General features: G+C 60.9%; 18 protein-coding genes. 17 read left to right on the top strand and 1 reads right to left on the bottom strand.

Going from position 1 to position 17749, the window contains the following annotated elements; translation table 11 throughout:
* The first annotated feature begins 13 nt into the window (after positions 1-13).
* From fliO to ACK6BI_RS12125, 6 genes are all read left to right on the top strand, one after another.
* Positions 14-436, top strand: coding sequence for a flagellar biosynthetic protein FliO (gene fliO / locus ACK6BI_RS12100; RefSeq protein ID WP_409317315.1), 423 nt, complete (start codon positions 14-16; stop codon positions 434-436).
* Complete coding sequence (gene fliP, locus ACK6BI_RS12105) at positions 436-1194, top strand: flagellar type III secretion system pore protein FliP (protein ID WP_085710474.1); 759 nt, start codon at positions 436-438, stop codon at positions 1192-1194. The genes fliO and fliP overlap by 1 nt, the downstream gene beginning before the upstream one ends.
* Positions 1191-1460, top strand: coding sequence for a flagellar biosynthesis protein FliQ (gene fliQ, locus ACK6BI_RS12110; RefSeq protein WP_085710476.1), 270 nt, complete (start codon positions 1191-1193; stop codon positions 1458-1460). The genes fliP and fliQ overlap by 4 nt, the downstream gene beginning before the upstream one ends.
* Positions 1461-1463: 3 nt before the next feature.
* On the top strand, positions 1464-2249 hold the full coding sequence (gene fliR / locus ACK6BI_RS12115; protein WP_065260761.1) for a flagellar biosynthetic protein FliR: 786 nt from the start codon (positions 1464-1466) through the stop codon (positions 2247-2249).
* A 3-nt stretch (positions 2250-2252) separates the two neighbouring features.
* Complete coding sequence (flhB, locus tag ACK6BI_RS12120) at positions 2253-3392, top strand: flagellar biosynthesis protein FlhB (RefSeq protein ID WP_409317235.1); 1140 nt, start codon at positions 2253-2255, stop codon at positions 3390-3392.
* Positions 3393-3566: 174 nt separating this feature from the next.
* Positions 3567-4229: a hypothetical protein gene (locus ACK6BI_RS12125; protein ID WP_409317236.1), complete on the top strand. Its 663-nt coding sequence runs from the start codon at positions 3567-3569 to the stop codon at positions 4227-4229.
* A 116-nt stretch (positions 4230-4345) separates the two neighbouring features.
* Here ACK6BI_RS12125 and ACK6BI_RS12130 read toward each other — a convergent pair whose 3' ends face one another.
* Positions 4346-4720 carry a DUF6124 family protein gene (locus tag ACK6BI_RS12130; RefSeq protein ID WP_409317237.1) on the bottom strand — a complete coding sequence of 125 codons (375 nt, stop codon included), beginning with the start codon at positions 4718-4720 and terminating at the stop codon, positions 4346-4348.
* Between the two features lie 527 nt (positions 4721-5247).
* On the opposite strand from ACK6BI_RS12130, the gene flhA reads away from it, so the two are divergent.
* The 11 genes from flhA (at position 5248) to ACK6BI_RS12185 (ending at position 17747) form a co-directional block, all read left to right on the top strand.
* Positions 5248-7377 carry a flagellar biosynthesis protein FlhA gene (gene flhA, locus ACK6BI_RS12135; protein ID WP_409317238.1) on the top strand — a complete coding sequence of 710 codons (2130 nt, stop codon included), beginning with the start codon at positions 5248-5250 and terminating at the stop codon, positions 7375-7377.
* An 11-nt stretch (positions 7378-7388) separates the two neighbouring features.
* A complete protein-coding gene (flhF, locus tag ACK6BI_RS12140) occupies positions 7389-8729 on the top strand; it encodes a flagellar biosynthesis protein FlhF (protein ID WP_409317239.1) in 1341 nt (446 codons plus the stop codon).
* 113 nt (positions 8730-8842) lie between these two features.
* Complete coding sequence (fleN, locus tag ACK6BI_RS12145; RefSeq protein WP_003222917.1) at positions 8843-9673, top strand: flagellar synthesis regulator FleN; 831 nt, start codon at positions 8843-8845, stop codon at positions 9671-9673.
* Positions 9670-10410 (top strand): RNA polymerase sigma factor FliA, encoded by a 741-nt coding sequence (fliA, locus tag ACK6BI_RS12150; protein WP_007951959.1) that lies wholly within the window; start codon positions 9670-9672, stop codon positions 10408-10410. Before fleN ends, fliA begins: the two co-directional genes overlap by 4 nt.
* A 167-nt stretch (positions 10411-10577) precedes the next feature.
* Positions 10578-10949 (top strand): chemotaxis response regulator CheY, encoded by a 372-nt coding sequence (locus ACK6BI_RS12155; protein WP_003183998.1) that lies wholly within the window; start codon positions 10578-10580, stop codon positions 10947-10949.
* Between the two features lie 17 nt (positions 10950-10966).
* Complete coding sequence (locus ACK6BI_RS12160; RefSeq protein ID WP_065260756.1) at positions 10967-11755, top strand: protein phosphatase CheZ; 789 nt, start codon at positions 10967-10969, stop codon at positions 11753-11755.
* Between the two features lie 39 nt (positions 11756-11794).
* A complete protein-coding gene (locus ACK6BI_RS12165) occupies positions 11795-14086 on the top strand; it encodes a chemotaxis protein CheA (RefSeq protein ID WP_409317240.1) in 2292 nt (763 codons plus the stop codon).
* Positions 14087-14135: 49 nt separating this feature from the next.
* Complete coding sequence (locus ACK6BI_RS12170) at positions 14136-15272, top strand: chemotaxis response regulator protein-glutamate methylesterase (protein WP_409317241.1); 1137 nt, start codon at positions 14136-14138, stop codon at positions 15270-15272.
* Positions 15272-16012, top strand: coding sequence for a flagellar motor protein (locus tag ACK6BI_RS12175; RefSeq protein WP_260522706.1), 741 nt, complete (start codon positions 15272-15274; stop codon positions 16010-16012). The genes ACK6BI_RS12170 and ACK6BI_RS12175 overlap by 1 nt, the downstream gene beginning before the upstream one ends.
* Positions 16013-16024: 12 nt before the next feature.
* Positions 16025-16915 carry a flagellar motor protein MotD gene (gene motD / locus ACK6BI_RS12180; protein ID WP_065260752.1) on the top strand — a complete coding sequence of 297 codons (891 nt, stop codon included), beginning with the start codon at positions 16025-16027 and terminating at the stop codon, positions 16913-16915.
* Positions 16916-16958: 43 nt separating this feature from the next.
* Positions 16959-17747 carry a ParA family protein gene (locus tag ACK6BI_RS12185; RefSeq protein WP_409317242.1) on the top strand — a complete coding sequence of 263 codons (789 nt, stop codon included), beginning with the start codon at positions 16959-16961 and terminating at the stop codon, positions 17745-17747.
* The last annotated feature ends 2 nt before the right edge of the window (positions 17748-17749 follow it).

Consider the following 17749-nt stretch of genomic DNA (forward strand, 5'->3'; position numbering starts at 1 on the left):
GGCGCTGCCATTGATGGTCATGGCCGCTGAACCTGCGGCGACAGCTGCGGTCGCTCCGGCTGCTCCGGCGGTAGCCCCGGCAGTCAACAGCGGCGTCGCCGGGCAATTGACGCAGTTGGTGTTCGGTCTGTTGCTGGTGGTGGGGCTGATCTTCTTCCTCGCCTGGCTGCTGCGTCGGGTGCAGAACGCGGGGCCGGCGGGCAAGGGGCAGGTGATCGAGCTGATCGGTTCCCGTGCGCTCGGTCCCCGTGACCGTCTGCTGCTGGTTCAGGTCGGCAACGAGCAGATCCTGCTGGGGCTAAGCCCGGGCACCATCACCGCGCTGCATGTGCTCAAGGAGCCGGTAGACGTCCCGGCTACATCCGAGAAAGCGACTCCGGAGTTTGCCCAGCATCTGTTGAAGATCCTGGGCAAGGATCAGAAGGATACGAAGTAATGGGCGCGTTGCGCATCGTCTTGACCCTGGCCTTGATGTTGGCCGCGCCACTGGCGTTCGCCGCCGATCCGTTGTCGATCCCGGCGGTCACTCTGGGCACCAACGCCAACGGTGCGCAGGAGTATTCGGTCAGCCTGCAGATCCTGCTGATCATGACGGCGCTGAGTTTCATCCCGGCCGCCGTCATTCTGATGACCAGCTTCACCCGGATCATCATCGTGTTCTCGATCCTGCGTCAGGCCCTCGGCCTGCAGCAGACACCGTCGAACCAGATCCTCACCGGCATGGCGCTGTTCCTGACCCTGTTCATCATGGCGCCGGTATTCGACCGGGTGAACAACGACGCCCTGCAGCCGTATCTGGCAGAGAAACTTACCGCGCAGCAAGCGGTGGAAAAGGCTCAGGTGCCGATCAAGGACTTCATGCTCGCGCAGACCCGCTCCAGCGATCTTGAGTTGTTCATGCGTCTGTCCAAGCGCACCGATATCGCGACACCGGATCAGGCGCCACTGACCATTCTGGTGCCGGCCTTCGTCACGTCCGAGCTGAAAACCGCGTTCCAGATCGGCTTCATGATCTTCATCCCGTTCCTGATCATCGACCTGGTCGTGGCCAGTGTGCTGATGGCGATGGGTATGATGATGCTCTCGCCGCTGATCATTTCCCTGCCGTTCAAGATCATGCTGTTCGTGCTGGTTGATGGATGGGCGTTGATCATCGGCACCCTGGCCAGCAGTTTCGGAGGTGTTTCGCCATGACCCCAGAAGTAGCGGTCGACATCTTTCGCGAGGCCTTGTGGCTGACCACGATGATGGTCGCGATCCTGGTGGTCCCGAGTCTTCTGGTGGGCCTGCTCGTATCGATGTTCCAGGCGGCGACGCAGATCAACGAACAGACCCTGAGCTTTCTGCCGCGTCTGCTGGTGATGCTGGTGACCCTGATCGTCGGCGGTCCGTGGATCATCCAGACCTTCATGGAATACATCATCCAGCTGTACAAAAACATTCCGCTGGTCATCGGCTAGGCCATGCAGTCGCTGCTTCAGTTGACCGACGCCCAGATCAGCACCTGGGTGGCGACGTTCATGCTGCCGCTGTTTCGCATCGGCTCCATGCTGATGGTGATGCCGGTTTTCGGCACCACGCTGGTCCCCAAACGCATCCGTCTGTACCTCGCCCTGGCGATCACCGTGGTGATTTCGCCTAACCTGCCGCCCATGCCAGCGGTCAGTCCTCTCGACCTCAGCGGACTGCTGATGATTGCCGAGCAGATTCTGGTCGGGGCGGTGCTCGGGTTCTCCCTGCAACTGTTCTTCCAGGCCTTCGTGATCGCGGGGCAGATCGTCGCGATTCAAATGGGCATGGGTTTCGCCTCGATGATCGACCCCACCAACGGCGTGTCGGTGGCGGTGATCGGGCAGTTCTTCACCATGCTGGTAACGCTGCTGTTCCTCGGCATGAACGGGCATCTGGTGGTGTTCGAAGTACTCACCGAGAGCTTTACCACGCTGCCGGTCGGTGCCGGTCTGATGACGGCGCACTACTGGGAGCTGGCCGGCAAGCTCGGCTGGGTGCTCGGCGCGGCATTGATGCTGGTGCTGCCGGCGGTCACCGCGCTGCTGGTGGTCAACATTGCGTTCGGTGTGATGACGCGCGCGGCGCCGCAACTGAACATCTTCTCCATCGGTTTCCCGCTGACCCTCGTGCTCGGCCTGTTCATTGTCTGGGTCGGTCTGGCGGACATTCTCAACCAGTATCAGCCGCTGGCCGTCGAGGCCCTGCAGTTGTTACGCGAACTGGCACAGGCGCGCTGAGTCATGGCAGAGAGCGAGAGCGGTCAGGACAAGACAGAAGACCCCACGGAGAAGCGCAAGAAGGACTCCCGGGAAAAAGGTGAGATTGCGCGCTCAAAGGAACTCAACACGCTGGCGATCATGCTGGCCGGCTCCGGAGCGCTGCTGATTTTTGGCGGCATGCTGGCGCAGGACCTGATGGAGCTGATGCGCGTGAATTTCACGCTGTCGCGGGAAGTCGTCATGGATCAGGGCGCCATGGGCCGGTTCCTGATGAGCTCCGGGCTGTCGGCGCTGCTGGCGATCCAGCCGATCATGATCACGTTGCTGCTGGCTGCGTTTCTGGGGCCGATCGCCCTCGGCGGCTGGTTGTTCGCGGCGGGTTCTCTGGCGCCCAAGTTCAGCCGGATGAACCCGTTGTCCGGTCTCAAGCGCATGTTCTCCGCGAAGTCGGTGATCGAGTTGCTCAAGGCATTGGCCAAATTCCTGATCATTCTGGCCGTGGCGCTGGTGGTGTTGTCCGGGGATGTCGACGACCTGTTGCGCATCGCCCATGAGCCGATGGACCGGGCCATCATTCACAGCCTGCAGGTGGTGGGCTGGAGCACCCTGTGGATGGCGTGCGGGTTGATCATCATCGCGGCCGTCGATGTTCCTGTGCAGATCTGGGAAAGCATCAAGAAGCTCAAGATGACCAAGCAGGAAGTGCGCGACGAGCACAAGGACCAGGAAGGCCGGCCGGAGGTCAAGCAGCGGATCCGTCAGGTGCAGCGCGAGATGTCGCAACGGCGGATGATGGCGGCGATCCCCGAGGCCGACGTGGTCATCACCAACCCGACCCACTACGCCGTGGCGCTCAAGTACGATTCGGAGAAAGGCGGGGCGCCGGTGCTGCTGGCCAAGGGGACCGACTTCCTGGCGCTGAAGATCCGCGAGATCGCCACCGCCAACGAAGTCATGCTCCTGGAGTCGCCGGCCCTGGCGCGTTCGATCTACTACTCCACCGAGCTGGAAGAAGAGATTCCCGGCGGCCTGTACCTGGCGGTCGCTCAGGTACTGGCTTACGTCTACCAGATCCGCCAGCACCGCGCGGGCAAGGGCAAGTTCCCGGAACCGCTCAAGGACGACCTGCCGATCCCGCCGGATCTGCGGCGCGATTCCTGACTCGGCAGCTCGTCTGAAAAACATCCATACCTGACAGTTCTGACAGTAGACGGCGATGGGCTATCGGCGCATTCATGGCGGCGGGAATGTTCCCTTTGGAGGTCTCGTCGTTAGCGCTCTCGGGCATGTGTCTGAAGCGTTCGAGATGCTCAGGACTGGTCAGGGGTGGTCATCATGGTAGAGCGTCTGTATAGAAAACTTTCGGGTATGAATCTCGAGTTTGTCTCGGGGCGATTGGAAGAGAATTCTTCTGAAAAGGCTATTGGCTATGTCGTAGTTTTTAGAATGAATCTTGATTTCCTGAATTTCAAAGTCATGGCCGATCAGTTCATACCCGGCTATCTGAATCATCCGGTAAACGCCATCCGCCCAGAACTGGACGGTACGGCCTACCACTATGCCTACAATTATTTCTTTGATTCGGCGGGGAAAATCACCAACAACCCGACATTGTTCAAAGTCTTCGCGCATCCAGAGTTCTACATGGATCAATGGTCTAGTGGAGGCTTGGAAAAACGTTACGCCAAGCCGCATTTCGAGGTCGTCGATGGACAACTGCAGATTACCGCGCGTACAGACTTTCGTTGGGGGGACGGTCGCGAGATCCGCATTGCTGATTTGCCGCTGATTTATTTCCAGTGGGCACTCAACCTGTTGGAGAGTGATGTTGAATTCCCCGAGTTCAAATCGCCGGAAACCAAAGTGGTATTGGGCTATGCCCACGAAGACTCGGTAGAGGTCGAGGGTGTGCAATTGTTACGTGGGACGTTGTACATGATCGGTGCGCAACTCGAGTTCGGCGAGATTCCGCCACAAAGGATACTCACAGCGCAGTGATGAGGGGCCGACTCGATAGGGAAATGAATAAAGCCGCCGCCGATTGAATTCGGTGGCGGTTTTTTTGCGAGCGGGCCCGCGAAAGCGTCAACCACCACGACGCATTTCTCAAGCCTTTACACAGAGGTCTGCGACGGCGTCAGTTCCAGATTATTCAGCACCCGATTCGCTGCCAGTTCCCCGAGCATGATCAGTTGCCCGATGCCCATCAATGTCCTGCGCTGCGAGGCGGGCATGAGGTGGGCGAAGTCATTGGCGATGGCTCTGGCGGAAGCGAGGGTTTCGCAGAGTTCGACCAGCAGCTCTTCGTTTTTGAAGTCTGCGGTGACGGCATACATTCTGCGGGTCTTGCGCGGTGGTGGCGTAGAGCCGGGTGGGCAGAAATAGTGATCGAGGGCGCGGTCGGCGGCTTCGTGAAGCTTTCTGGAGTCGAGGGATTCGTAGGGCGAGGCGGGGTCGGTTTCGGGTGGATTGGGTGTGGGTTTGATCATGGTGAAGCTCCTTTGGGGTGGAGCCGCCAGATTTAGTCGCTAAACAGGAAGGTGGCGGCTGTACGCAGGTTAGCGAACCGGTCAAAGGCACCCGGCAGACCACAAGGGTCTCCCGCATACAGCCACCATAACGAAATTGCAGACATACAGATCCGCAACGAAGCTTGGAACGCTGGTGCACCTTTAAATTGAGCCGAGTCGCTAAACCCGATCGCTGATTCGTCAGCGACCGATCCACAATAGAATCCGCCCCCAAGGCGCACAAGCCGGCGGATTCTGGCGTAGCGGTAGGCAATGGCGCAAGGATTCGTAGCCTCCGAGGCGTGTCTGAAGGTGTCTTTTAAACACCCGAGTTTAAAAGGCACTTTTTGCTGACTTCTTGCGAAAACGGCATCCGGTCAGCAGAAAAAATGACGCCCAAACCCCTCTGTTTCAATCATCGACAAAAGTTGGAAGGCTTCTTGCAGTAGCCGCCGTGCGCCCGCTCGGGGCGTCAAAAGTTTGCTTTAAAGGAACGGGGAAAACCGGTGGATCGCTCTCAGTTAATCAACAGTGCTCGCTCGAACATTGCCGAACTCAGTCGAGGCAATCTGGGTGTGCCGCTGTTGCTGCTGGTCATGCTGGCGATGATGATGCTGCCGGTGCCGCCGTTCCTGCTCGACGTGTTCTTCACCTTCAACATTGCCCTGTCGATCGTCGTGCTGCTGGTCTGCGTGTACGCCTTGCGGCCGCTGGATTTTGCGGTGTTCCCGACGATCCTGCTGGTGGCGACCTTGCTGCGGCTGGCGCTGAACGTGGCGTCGACCCGGGTGGTGATGCTCCACGGTCAGGACGGCCACGCCGCTGCCGGTAAGGTGATTCAGGCCTTCGGCGAGGTGGTGATCGGCGGTAACTACGTGGTCGGTATCGTGGTCTTCGCGATCTTGATGATCATCAACTTCGTCGTGGTGACCAAGGGTGCCGGGCGGATTTCCGAGGTGAGCGCGCGTTTCACCCTCGATGCGATGCCCGGCAAACAAATGGCCATCGACGCCGACCTCAACGCCGGCCTGATCGACCAGGCCCAGGCCAAGGCCCGTCGTCAGGAAGTGGCCCAGGAAGCAGAGTTCTACGGTTCGATGGACGGTGCCAGCAAGTTCGTCCGTGGTGACGCCATCGCCGGCCTGCTGATTCTGTTCATCAACCTCATCGGCGGTATGGCGGTCGGCATCTTCCAGCACAGCATGACCTTCGCCGACGCGGGCAAGGTTTACGCCTTGCTGACCATCGGTGACGGTTTAGTGGCGCAATTGCCATCACTGTTGTTATCTACAGCTGCAGCGATCATGGTGACCCGTGCCTCCGGTTCGGAAGACATGGGCAAACAGATCAATCGCCAGATGTTCGCCTCGCCGAAGGCCCTCGCGGTCGCCGCCGGCCTGATGGCAATCATGGGGCTGGTGCCGGGCATGCCGCATGTCTCGTTCCTGACCATGGCCGCCCTGGCCGCCGGTGGTGCTTACCTGTTCTGGAGAAAGCAGAACATGGCCAAGGTGCAGGCGCTGGAAGAGGTCAAGCGTCAGCAGGAGCTGCTGCCGTCGCCGGCCCGCGCCATGGAAACCAAGGAACTGGGCTGGGATGACGTGACGCCAATCGACATGATCGGCCTGGAAGTCGGCTATCGCCTGATTCCGCTGGTGGACCGCAACCAGGGCGGCCAGTTGCTGGCGCGGATCAAGGGCGTGCGCAAGAAGCTCTCCCAGGATCTGGGCTTCCTGATGCCGACCGTACACATTCGCGACAACCTCGATCTAGCACCGAGCGCCTATCGCCTGACCCTGATGGGCGTGATTCTGGCCGAGGCCGAGATCTACCCGGATCGCGAACTGGCGATCAACCCGGGGCAGGTCTACGGCACGCTCAACGGCATCACCGCCAAAGATCCGGCTTTCGGCCTGGAGGCGGTGTGGATCGAAGTCAGCCAGCGCGCCCAGGCGCAATCGCTCGGTTACACCGTGGTGGACGCCAGTACCGTAGTCGCCACCCACTTGAACCAGATTCTGTACAAGCACTCCAGCGAGCTGATTGGCCACGAGGAAGTGCAGCAACTCATGCAATTGCTGGCCAAGAGTTCGCCGAAACTGGCAGAGGAGTTGGTGCCGGGTGTGGTCACGTTGTCGCAGCTGTTGAAAGTGTTGCAGGCGCTGCTGGCCGAACACGTGCCCGTGCGCGACATCCGCAGCATTGCCGAAGCCATCGCCAACAATGCCGCCAAGAGTCAAGATACCGCCGCTTTGGTGGCCGCTGTGCGGGTTGGCGTATCCCGTGCCATCGTCCAAAGCATTGTAGGGACTGAGTCCGAGCTGCCAGTCATCACACTGGAGCCAAGGTTGGAACAAATATTGCTCAATAGTCTGCAGAAGGCAGGACAAGGCTCGGAAGAGGGCGTTCTGCTGGAGCCAAGCATGGCCGAGAAGCTGCAACGTTCGCTCATCGAAGCGGCGCAGCGTCAGGAAATGCAAGGTCAGCCGGTGATCCTGTTGGTAGCAGGCCCGGTTCGCGCGATGCTCTCGCGCTTTGGTCGCCTGGCAGTTCCCGGACTGCATGTGCTGGCCTACCAGGAAATTCCGGACAACAAGCAAGTGACCATCGTTGCGACAGTAGGGCCCAACGGCTGAGGTAGTGGTTTATGCAAGTTAAGCGTTTTTTCGCCGCCGATATGCGTCAGGCCATGAAGCTGGTTCGTGATGAGCTGGGCGCTGATGCCGCCATCATTGGCAACCGCCGCATTGCCGGCGGCGTCGAGCTGACGGCGGCGCTGGATTACAAACTGTCGGCGCTGGCGCCTCGGGTTCCGAACATGGAACTCGAAGACGAGCTGCGCAAGACTCAGTCGCGCATCGTCACTGCCCAGGCCGAGCTGAGCATGCGTGGTGAAGCCGACGGCAGCACCAATCGCCAGTTGTTCTCCGGTCTGCCATTGACCGCCGGCCTGCCGCTGACGGCTGCCGAGCCTCTGACAGAACCGACTTACGCCGCACCGGCCCGTCCAGCCCCGGCACCTGCGCCGGCTGCCGCTGGCGTCGATCCGCGTGCGCTGGATTCGATGCGTTTCGAACTCAACAGCCTGCGCGAGCTGATGGAAGTGCAACTCGGCACCCTGGCCTGGAATCAGCTGCAAGGCAGCCGTCCGGCCCAGGCCAATCTGTATCGTCGTCTGCAGCGCATCGGTCTGTCCGGCCCGTTGTCCCGCGACCTGCTGGCGCTGACCAGCGATATCGAAGAACCGCGTCAGGCTTGGCGCATGCTGCTCGCGCACCTGGCGCGTATGATCGTCACGCCGGAAGTCGAGCCGCTGGAAGAGGGCGGAATCATTGCCATGGTCGGCCCGGCCGGCATGGGCAAGACCACCACACTGGCCAAGCTGGCGGCGCGTTACGTGCTCAAGTACGGCGCGCAGAACATCGCGCTGGTGAGCATGGACAGTTTCCGCATCGGCGCTCAGGAGCAGTTGAAAACCCTGGGCCGGATCCTCAATGTGTCGGTGACCCACGTCGACCCGGGCCAGTCCCTGGTGCAGGCGCTGGATCCACTGCTGCGCAAACGCGTGGTGCTGATCGACACCGCCGGCCTGCAGGCCAGCGATCCGGCGTTGCGCATGCAGCTGGAAAGCCTGGCCGGTCGTGGCATTCGTTCAAAAAATTATCTGGTGCTGGCAACCACCAGCCAGAAACAGGTTCTAACCGCCGCTTATCACAGTTACAAGCGTTGCGGGCTCGCCGGGTGCATCCTGACTAAACTGGATGAAACGGCCAGCCTTGGCGAAGTGCTGAGTCTGGCAATCAGTCATGAACTGCCGGTCGCCTATCTGACCGACGGCCCGCGGATTCCGGATGACCTGCATCTGCCGCGCCGCCATCAACTGGTCAGCCGCGCCGTCAGCGTGCAAATGCAGGAAGAACCCAGCGAAGAAGCCATGGCTGACATGTTCGCTGATATCTACCACAGTCCGACCAAGCAGGTTGGCTGAGGTAATGAACAGTTTTTGTACCTACATAGATGGTCTGCCATGCATTGTTCCGGTTGTGAACGCGCAGCCAGTAATGTGGCCTCCGTCCATGCAAGACAAGGTAAAGAAATAACATGGGCAGCATGCATCCCGTACAGGTGATCGCGGTGACCGGCGGCAAGGGTGGCGTCGGCAAGACTAACGTGTCAGTGAACTTGTCCCTGGCGCTGGCAGAACTTGGCCGTCGGGTCATGCTGCTGGACGCCGACCTGGGTCTGGCGAACGTCGACGTTCTGCTGGGCCTCACGCCCAAACGTACCCTGGCCGATGTGATCGAGGGTCGCTGCGAGCTGCGCGACGTGCTCTTGCAGGGGCCCGGTGGCATCCGCATCGTGCCGGCCGCTTCCGGCACGCAAAGCATGGTTCACCTGAGCCCGGCCCAGCATGCCGGTCTGATCCAGGCATTCAGTGACATCGGCGACAATCTCGACGTACTCGTGATCGACACCGCTGCGGGTATTGGTGACTCGGTAGTCAGTTTCGTTCGCGCTGCGCAAGAAGTGTTGCTGGTGGTCTGCGACGAGCCGACTTCGATCACCGACGCCTACGCGCTGATCAAGCTGCTCAACCGCGATTACGGCATGAACCGCTTCCGCGTCCTGGCCAACATGGCCCAGAGCCCGCAGGAAGGTCGCAATCTGTTCGCCAAGTTGACCAAGGTCACGGATCGCTTTCTTGACGTGGCCTTACAATACGTCGGTGCGGTGCCTTACGACGAAAGCGTGCGCAAGGCGGTGCAGAAGCAGCGTGCGGTCTATGAAGCCTTCCCGCGTTCCAAGTGCGCACTGGCGTTCAAGGCAATCGCGCAAAAGGTCGATACCTGGCCGCTGCCCGCCAACCCGCGCGGCCATCTCGAATTTTTCGTCGAGCGCCTCGTGCAGCAAACGGCAGGACCTGTGCTATGACCGCCAGCGGTATGAATCTTTACAAGAAGTCGGCACGTGACGCGCAGTACGAACTGATCGAGCGTTACGCGCCATTGGTCAAGCGCATCGCCTATCACTTGCTGGCGCGCTTGCCGGCCAGTGTGCAGGTCGAGGACCTGATCCAGGCCGGGATGATCGGTCTGCTCGAAGTCTCGACCAAATACGACGCCAGCAAAGGCGCGAGTTTCGAAACGTACGCGGGCATTCGTATCCGCGGCGCGATGCTCGATGAAGTGCGCAAGGGGGACTGGGCACCTCGCTCGGTTCACCGCAATACCCGCATGGTCAGCGACGCGATCCGCTCGATTGAGGCTAAAACCGGCCGTGACGCTAAAGATCACGAGGTTGCGGCCGAACTCCAATTGAGTCTCGACGATTACTACGGGATTTTGAATGACACCCTGGGCAGCCGACTGTTCAGTTTCGACGACCTGTTGCAGGACGGCGAACATGAAGGGCTGCACGAGGATGGCGCCAGTGCTCATCTTGAGCCGTCGCGCGACCTGGAAGACGAGCGCTTCCAGGCGGCGCTGGCGGACGCGATTGCCAATTTGCCGGAGCGTGAGCGACTGGTGTTGGCGCTGTACTACGACGAAGAACTGAACCTCAAGGAAATCGGTGAAGTCCTTGGCGTCAGCGAATCGCGGGTCAGCCAGTTACACAGCCAGTGCGCGGCCCGTTTGCGGGGGCGTTTGGGGGAGTGGCGAGCGCGCTGAAGGCGGTGTGGGGACACTGCGAACGAGGCTGGTGCGGTGGTGAGCGGCACCGGTCTTGCTCTGTTGTGCTCCAGACAGTCATCGAGTGCTTTGCCGGATTGATTGAAATGGCGCGTCCAGGTGCTGGGCGCGTTTAAGACTGCTTGGAGGTCGAATTGAACAAAGACATGAAAATCCTCATCGTTGATGACTTCTCAACGATGCGGCGGATCATCAAGAACCTGTTGCGTGACCTCGGGTTCACCAACACCGTTGAAGCCGACGATGGCACCACCGCCATTCCGGTGCTCAACAGCGGCAGCATCGACTTTCTGGTGACCGACTGGAACATGCCCGGCATGACCGGTATCGACCTGCTGCGCCACGTGCGCGCCGATGAAAAGCTCAAGCACCTGCCCGTGCTGATGGTGACCGCTGAAGCCAAGCGCGAGCAGATCATTGAAGCCGCCCAGGCCGGCGTCAACGGCTACGTGGTCAAACCTTTCACGGCTCAGGCGCTGAAAGAAAAAATCGAGAAGATTTTCGAACGCATCGGCTGATGACGCGCGGGGGAGCTATGGAGCATAAAGAATCTTCACAGGGCGACTTCGAGTCGACGCTGAAAAAACACGCGGTCGAACTGGTCGAAAGCCTTGAAAAAGGCCGGTTCGGCGACGCTGTGCAACTGATCCATGAGCTCAATCAGACCCGTGACCGAGGCCTGTACCAGGAAGTCGGCAAGCTCACGCGCGAACTGCACAGTGCAATCGTCAACTTCCAGATCGACCCGCACATGCCGCAGGCCGAGGAGGTGTCGCAGATCACTGATGCGACCGAGCGCCTGGGCTATGTGGTCAAGCTGACTGAAGCCGCGGCCAACCGCACCATGGATCTGGTGGAAAGCGCCACGCCGGTGGTCAATGGCCTGGCTGACGAAGCCCAGGCGTTGAGTGCCGATTGGGGACGCTTCATGCGCCGTGAAGTCGGGGCTGAGGAGTTCCGCGAACTGGCACGCCGGGTCGACGGTTTTCTGGCGCGCAGCAGCACGGACAACCGTGCGGTGTCGAGCAGCCTTAACGACATTCTGCTGGCCCAGGATTATCAGGATCTCACAGGTCAAGTGATCAAGCGTGTGACCCAACTGGTCACCGAAGTCGAAAGCAATCTGCTCAAACTCGTGCTCATGGCCAGTCAGGTGGACCGCTTCGCGGGCATCGAACATGACCGTGCGGCGATGCTCGCTGAAAAAGATCCACAAAAACATCTCTCGCAGGGTGAAGGTCCGCAGATTCATGCCGATAAACGAGAAGACGTTGTGTCCGGTCAGGACGATGTGGACGATTTGCTATCCAGCCTTGGATTTTGAGTTTTTTTGGGTTTTTAGACCTGTAGGAGCACCCCATTAATGAGCTTCGGCGCCGATGAAGAGATCCTTCAGGATTTCCTGGTTGAGGCCGGCGAGATTCTTGAGCAACTGTCCGAACAACTGGTCGAGCTGGAAAGCCGCCCGGATGACGCAGATCTGCTCAACGCAATTTTTCGCGGTTTCCACACTGTAAAAGGGGGCGCCGGCTTCCTTCAGCTCAACGAGCTGGTGGAGTGCTGTCACATCGCCGAAAACGTGTTCGACATCCTGCGCAAGGGTGAGCGTCGCGTAGATGCAGAACTGATGGACGTGGTGCTCGAGGCGCTGGACTCGGTGAACAGCATGTTCGGCGAAGTCCGCGACCGCAGCCCGATCACCGCTGCAACCCCGGAACTGCTGGCCGCGCTGGCGCGCCTGGCCGAACCGCAATCGGCGGATGAGGTTGCTGCCTCGCCGGTAGCCGAAATGATCGAAGAGCTGGTCGTTGAAGGCGATTCTGGCGATTCGGGCGATATCACCGACAACGAATTCGAACAGTTGCTGGACTCGCTGAGCGCCGTCAAGGCCGAAGCCGAGGCCCCGGCGGCTGCCGCTGCGCCGGCTTCCGACGAAACCGCCAGCGATGAAATCACCGACGCTGAATTCGAGTCGCTGCTCGATCAGTTGCATGGCAAGGGCCAGTTCGCGGCCGACGCCGTGGCACCGGCTGCAGCCGCGCCGGCGGCCCCGGCAGCCGGCGATGACTCGGACATCACCGACGACGAATTCGAGGCCTTGCTCGATCAGCTGCACGGCAAGGGCAACTTTGCCGTCGATGCGCTGGAGTCGGCAATGGCATCGGTTCCCCCATCGACCGCGCCTGCAGCCGCTGCAGCGGGCAGCGATCTGATCACCGATCACGAGTTCGAATCACTGCTGGATGAGCTGCACGGCAAAGGCAAGTTCACCGACGTTGCCACCGGCGCGCCCGTGACTGCCGGCAACGCCGCCGCGGTGGCAGCGCCTGCTGCCAAGGCCCCGGCCGCTGCGGCGAACCCTGCCGCGAAAGCGCCGCAAAGCAAGCCCGAACCGAAAGCCGAAACACCGAAGCCGGCCGCCGCTGCCGCACCGGCTCCGGCCCGTGCTCCGGCGACACCGCCACCGGAAAAACCGGCGAGCGAAGCCGAAACCACCGTCCGCGTGGACACCGCGCGTCTCGACGAGATCATGAACATGGTCGGCGAGCTGGTGCTGGTGCGTAACCGTCTGGTGCGCCTGGGCCTGAACAGTGGCGACGAGGCCATGCAGAAGGCCGTGTCGAACCTCGATGTGGTCACCGCCGACTTGCAGACGTCGGTGATGAAGACCCGGATGCAGCCGATCAAGAAAGTCTTCGGTCGTTTCCCGCGTCTGGTTCGCGACCTTGCCCGTCAGCTCAAGAAAGAGATCAACCTGGAACTGGTGGGCGAAGAGACCGACCTCGACAAGAACCTCGTCGAGGCGCTGGCCGACCCGCTGGTCCACCTGGTGCGCAACGCGGTCGACCACGGCATCGAATCGCCGGAAGAGCGCGAAGCGTCGGGCAAGCCTCGCGGCGGCAAGGTCGTTCTGGCGGCCGAGCAGGAAGGCGACCACATCCTGCTGTCGATTTCCGACGACGGCAAAGGCATGGATCCGAACATCCTGCGCGCCATCGCCGTGAAGCGGGGTGTGATGGACAAGGATGCAGCCGACCGCCTGAGCGATACCGAGTGCTACAACCTGATCTTCGCCCCGGGCTTCTCGACCAAGACTGAGATCTCCGACGTGTCCGGTCGCGGTGTCGGCATGGACGTGGTGAAGACCAAGATTTCCCAGCTCAACGGTTCGATCAACATTTATTCGACCAAGGGTCAGGGCTCGAAAATCGTCATCAAGGTGCCGCTGACGCTGGCGATCATGCCGACCCTGATGGTCATGCTCGGCAACCAGGCGTTCGCGTTCCCGCTGGTGAACGTCAACGAAATCTTCCACCTCGACCTGTCGACCACCAACGTGGTGGACGGCCAGGAAGTGGTGATCGTGCGGGACAAGGCGTTGCCATTGTTCTACCTCAAACGCTGGCTGGTCAGCTCGGCCGCTCACGAAGAGCAGCGCGAAGGCCATGTGGTGATCCTTTCGGTGGGCACCCAGCGGATCGGTTTTGTTGTCGATCAACTGGTCGGTCAGGAAGAAGTGGTCATCAAGCCGTTGGGCAAGATGCTGCAGGGAACTCCGGGCATGTCCGGCGCCACCATTACCGGTGACGGCCGCATTGCGCTGATTCTCGATGTTCCAAGCATGCTCAAGCGTTACGCCGCACGGCGTATTTGAATCCGGGGCAGCGGGGCGCCCATGTCCCGCTGCACCTAATGGAGTGTTTATGGCAGTCAAAGTCCTGGTGGTGGACGATTCGGGTTTTTTCCGCCGCCGCGTCTCGGAAATTCTTTCAGCGGATCCGAGCATCCAGGTCGTCGGTACGGCGACCAACGGCAAAGAGGCGATCGATCAGGCCCTGGCCCTCAAGCCGGACGTGATCACCATGGACTACGAGATGCCGATGATGGATGGCATCACGGCGGTGCGGCATATCATGCAGCGCTGCCCGACTCCGGTGTTGATGTTCTCCTCGCTGACTCATGAAGGCGCCCGGGTCACCCTGGACGCGCTGGATGCCGGCGCGGTGGATTTCCTGCCGAAGAATTTCGAAGACATCTCCCGCAACCCGGAGAAGGTCAAGCAATTGCTGTGCGAGAAGGTTCACAGCATTTCGCGCAGCAATCGTCGTTTCAGTGCCTACAGTGCGCCGGCGCCTGCTGCCGCACCGACGCCAGCACCGGCGGCTCCTGCGCCGTCAAGCTTTGGCAGTCACAGCAGCGCTGCGGCCCGTCCGGCACCCGCGCCCGCACCGGCTCGCGCTCCGGCCGCCAGTGCTTCGTCGCCTGCACCGAAACGCAAAAACTACAAGCTCGTCGCGATTGGCACATCGACCGGCGGCCCGGTGGCCCTGCAACGGGTTCTGACCCAGTTGCCGGCCAACTTCCCGGCGCCGATCGTGCTGATCCAACACATGCCGGCGGCTTTCACCAAGGCGTTCGCCGAGCGTCTGGACAAGCTTTGCCGCATCAGCGTCAAGGAAGCCGAGGATGGCGACGTTCTGCGTCCGGGCCTGGCACTGCTGGCACCGGGTGGCAAACAGCTTATGGTCGATGGCCGTGGCGCGGTGAAGATCCTGCCGGGTGACGAGCGTCTGAATTACAAGCCTTGCGTGGACATCACGTTCGGCTCCGCAGCCAAATCCTACAGTGACAAAGTTCTGGCGGTTGTGCTGACCGGCATGGGCGCCGATGGCCGTGAAGGCGCGCGTCTGCTCAAACAGGGCGGCAGTACCGTCTGGGCCCAGGATGAAGCCAGCTGCGTGATTTATGGCATGCCGATGGCCATCGTCAAGGCTGACCTCGCGGATGCGGTGTACGGCCTGGACGATATCGGCAGGCACATCGTCGAGGCGTGTATCTGATGGATGTTCTGAGCCTTATCGGGATCATCATGGCGTTCGTCGCCATCATCGGCGGCAACTTCCTTGAAGGTGGTCACCTCGGCGCGCTGGCCAACGGCCCGGCGGCACTGATCGTGCTGGGCGGAACCATCGGTGCCGCCTTGCTGCAATCGCCGATGAGCGCGTTCAAGCGTGCCATGCAGATTCTGGCGTGGATCTTTTTCCCGCCCCGTGTCGATCTGGCCGGTGGTATCGATCGAGTGGTCAACTGGAGCCTCACCGCGCGCAAGGAAGGCCTGCTGGGCCTGGAAGGCGTGGCGGATGCCGAGCCGGATGCCTACTCGCGCAAGGGGCTGCAGCTGCTGGTCGACGGCGCCGAACCGGAAGCCATCCGCAGCATTCTTGAAGTGGATTTCTACACCCAGGAAGCCCGCGATGTCGAAGCGGCCAAGGTCTTCGAAAGCATGGGCGGCTACGCACCGACCATCGGTATCATCGGTGCGGTCATGGGCCTGATCCATGTGATGGGCAACCTGGCCGACCCATCGCAACTGGGCAACGGCATCGCCGTGGCATTCGTCGCCACCATCTACGGTGTGGCCAGTGCCAACCTGGTGTTGCTGCCGATCGCTGCGAAGCTCAAGTCAATCGCGTTGCGGCAGTCGCGTTATCGCGAAATGTTGTTGGAAGGCATTCTGTCGATCGCCGAAGGTGAAAACCCACGCTCCATCGAGTTGAAGCTGCAAGGCTTCATGGATTAAGGGAATAACCTCATGGCCCGTCGTCGCCAGCATGAAGAACACGTCAATCACGAGCGCTGGCTCGTGTCTTACGCAGACTTCATCACACTGTTGTTCGCTTTCTTCGTGGTGATGTACTCCATCTCGTCGATCAACGAAGGCAAGTACAAGATCATTTCCGAAGCGCTGATCGGGGTCTTCACCGACTCCGACCGCGCGCTCAAGCCGATCCCGATCGGTGAGGAGCGACCCAAGACCGTGACCCCGGCCAAGCCGCTGGTCAAGGACAGCGAGCAGGTCGATGCCGGCATCGCCGGGGCCAGCGATCCGTTGAAAAGCATCGCCGACGATATCAGCGCCGCGTTCGGCGACCTGATCGCGAGCAACCAGATGACCGTGCGCGGCAACGAGCTGTGGGTCGAGATCGAACTCAACTCCAGCCTGTTGTTCGGCAGCGGCGATGCCATGCCAAGCGACATCGCGTTCAACATCATCGACAAGGTCGCGGCGATCCTCAAACCGTTCGACAACCCGATCCACGTCGAAGGCTTCACCGACGATCAACCGATCCGCACCGCGCAGTACCCGACCAACTGGGAGCTGTCTTCGGCGCGTTCGGCGAGCATCGTGCGCATGCTGGCGATGCAGGGGGTCAACCCTGGCCGCATGGCCTCGGTGGGTTACGGCGAATTCCAGCCGGTGGCCAACAACGCCACCGCCGAAGGCCGGGCGAAGAACCGTCGCGTGGTGCTGGTGGTGTCGCGCAATCTCGATGTGCGCCGCAGCCTGACAGGCACCGGGACCGCCAATGCAACACCGGACGCCGCGTTGAAGCGTGCTGGCACACAAACTGCACCGACCCCGGTCAAGACGCCGGGACGCGAGAGTGCCGTCAATTCTCCGTCGCCCGCATTAATACGCTGAGCCATGTCTCGGCCGAGCATCTCGGCCGGGAGGAACGATCCGAATGAGAGTCTGGGCAGTCGCCAATCAAAAGGGTGGTGTTGGTAAAACCACTACTTCCATCGCTTTAGCCGGTTTGCTGGCGGAGGCGGGCAAGCGCGTGGTCGTGGTCGATCTCGATCCGCACGGCTCGATGACCAGCTATTTCGGTTACGACCCCGACAGCCTGGAACACAGCAACTACGACCTGTTCCTGCACAAGGGCGGTGTGCCGCAAGGCCTGCCGGGCCAGTTGCTGCTGTCCACCAGTGACGAACGTATTTCCCTGCTGCCGTCGAGCACCGCGCTGGCCACCCTCGAGCGCCAGTCGCCGGGACAAAGTGGCTTGGGCCTGGTGATCGCCAAGAGTCTGGCGCAACTGTGGCAGGACTTCGATTACGCGATCATCGACAGCCCGCCGTTGCTCGGCGTGCTGATGGTCAACGCCCTGGCCGCGAGCCAGCAACTGGTGATCCCGGTGCAGACCGAGCACCTCGCCGTCAAAGGCCTGGAGCGCATGGTCAATACCCTGGCGATGATCAACCGCTCGCGCAAACAGGCGTTGCCGTTCCACATCGTGCCGACCCTGTTCGATCGCCGCACCCAGGCATCGATGGGCACCTTGCGCGTGCTGCGTGACAAATTCCCCGACGAGATCTGGCAGGGTTACATCCCGGTCGATACCCGTCTGCGCGACGCCAGCCGTGCCGGCGTCACGCCTTCGCAATTCGACGGCAAGAGCCGTGGCGTGCTGGCTTACCGCGCGTTGCTCAAGCATCTGCTGGCGCAGCAGCTCGTTGCGCAGGTGGCCTGAGC

The sequence above is a fragment of the Pseudomonas sp. KCJK9016 genome (assembly GCF_046231795.1).
Taxonomy (GTDB): Bacteria; Pseudomonadota; Gammaproteobacteria; order Pseudomonadales; family Pseudomonadaceae; genus Aquipseudomonas; species Aquipseudomonas bananamidigenes.

What these genes read in the sequence shown, in the direction of transcription:
- ACK6BI_RS12185 (WP_409317242.1), top strand. Translation starts at nt 16,959, where the DNA reads ATGAGAGTCTGGGCAGTCGCCAATCAAAAGGGTGGTGTTGGTAAAACC.
- flhB (WP_409317235.1), top strand. Translation starts at nt 2,253, where the DNA reads ATGGCAGAGAGCGAGAGCGGTCAGGACAAGACAGAAGACCCCACGGAG.
- ACK6BI_RS12130 (WP_409317237.1), bottom strand. Translation starts at nt 4,720, where the DNA reads ATGATCAAACCCACACCCAATCCACCCGAAACCGACCCCGCCTCGCCC.
- fleN (WP_003222917.1), top strand. Translation starts at nt 8,843, where the DNA reads ATGGGCAGCATGCATCCCGTACAGGTGATCGCGGTGACCGGCGGCAAG.
- ACK6BI_RS12170 (WP_409317241.1), top strand. Translation starts at nt 14,136, where the DNA reads ATGGCAGTCAAAGTCCTGGTGGTGGACGATTCGGGTTTTTTCCGCCGC.
- fliP (WP_085710474.1), top strand. Translation starts at nt 436, where the DNA reads ATGGGCGCGTTGCGCATCGTCTTGACCCTGGCCTTGATGTTGGCCGCG.
- fliA (WP_007951959.1), top strand. Translation starts at nt 9,670, where the DNA reads ATGACCGCCAGCGGTATGAATCTTTACAAGAAGTCGGCACGTGACGCG.
- fliQ (WP_085710476.1), top strand. Translation starts at nt 1,191, where the DNA reads ATGACCCCAGAAGTAGCGGTCGACATCTTTCGCGAGGCCTTGTGGCTG.
- ACK6BI_RS12165 (WP_409317240.1), top strand. Translation starts at nt 11,795, where the DNA reads ATGAGCTTCGGCGCCGATGAAGAGATCCTTCAGGATTTCCTGGTTGAG.
- ACK6BI_RS12160 (WP_065260756.1), top strand. Translation starts at nt 10,967, where the DNA reads ATGGAGCATAAAGAATCTTCACAGGGCGACTTCGAGTCGACGCTGAAA.
- flhF (WP_409317239.1), top strand. Translation starts at nt 7,389, where the DNA reads ATGCAAGTTAAGCGTTTTTTCGCCGCCGATATGCGTCAGGCCATGAAG.
- ACK6BI_RS12175 (WP_260522706.1), top strand. Translation starts at nt 15,272, where the DNA reads ATGGATGTTCTGAGCCTTATCGGGATCATCATGGCGTTCGTCGCCATC.
- fliR (WP_065260761.1), top strand. Translation starts at nt 1,464, where the DNA reads ATGCAGTCGCTGCTTCAGTTGACCGACGCCCAGATCAGCACCTGGGTG.
- ACK6BI_RS12125 (WP_409317236.1), top strand. Translation starts at nt 3,567, where the DNA reads ATGGTAGAGCGTCTGTATAGAAAACTTTCGGGTATGAATCTCGAGTTT.
- fliO (WP_409317315.1), top strand. Translation starts at nt 14, where the DNA reads ATGGTCATGGCCGCTGAACCTGCGGCGACAGCTGCGGTCGCTCCGGCT.
- motD (WP_065260752.1), top strand. Translation starts at nt 16,025, where the DNA reads ATGGCCCGTCGTCGCCAGCATGAAGAACACGTCAATCACGAGCGCTGG.
- ACK6BI_RS12155 (WP_003183998.1), top strand. Translation starts at nt 10,578, where the DNA reads ATGAAAATCCTCATCGTTGATGACTTCTCAACGATGCGGCGGATCATC.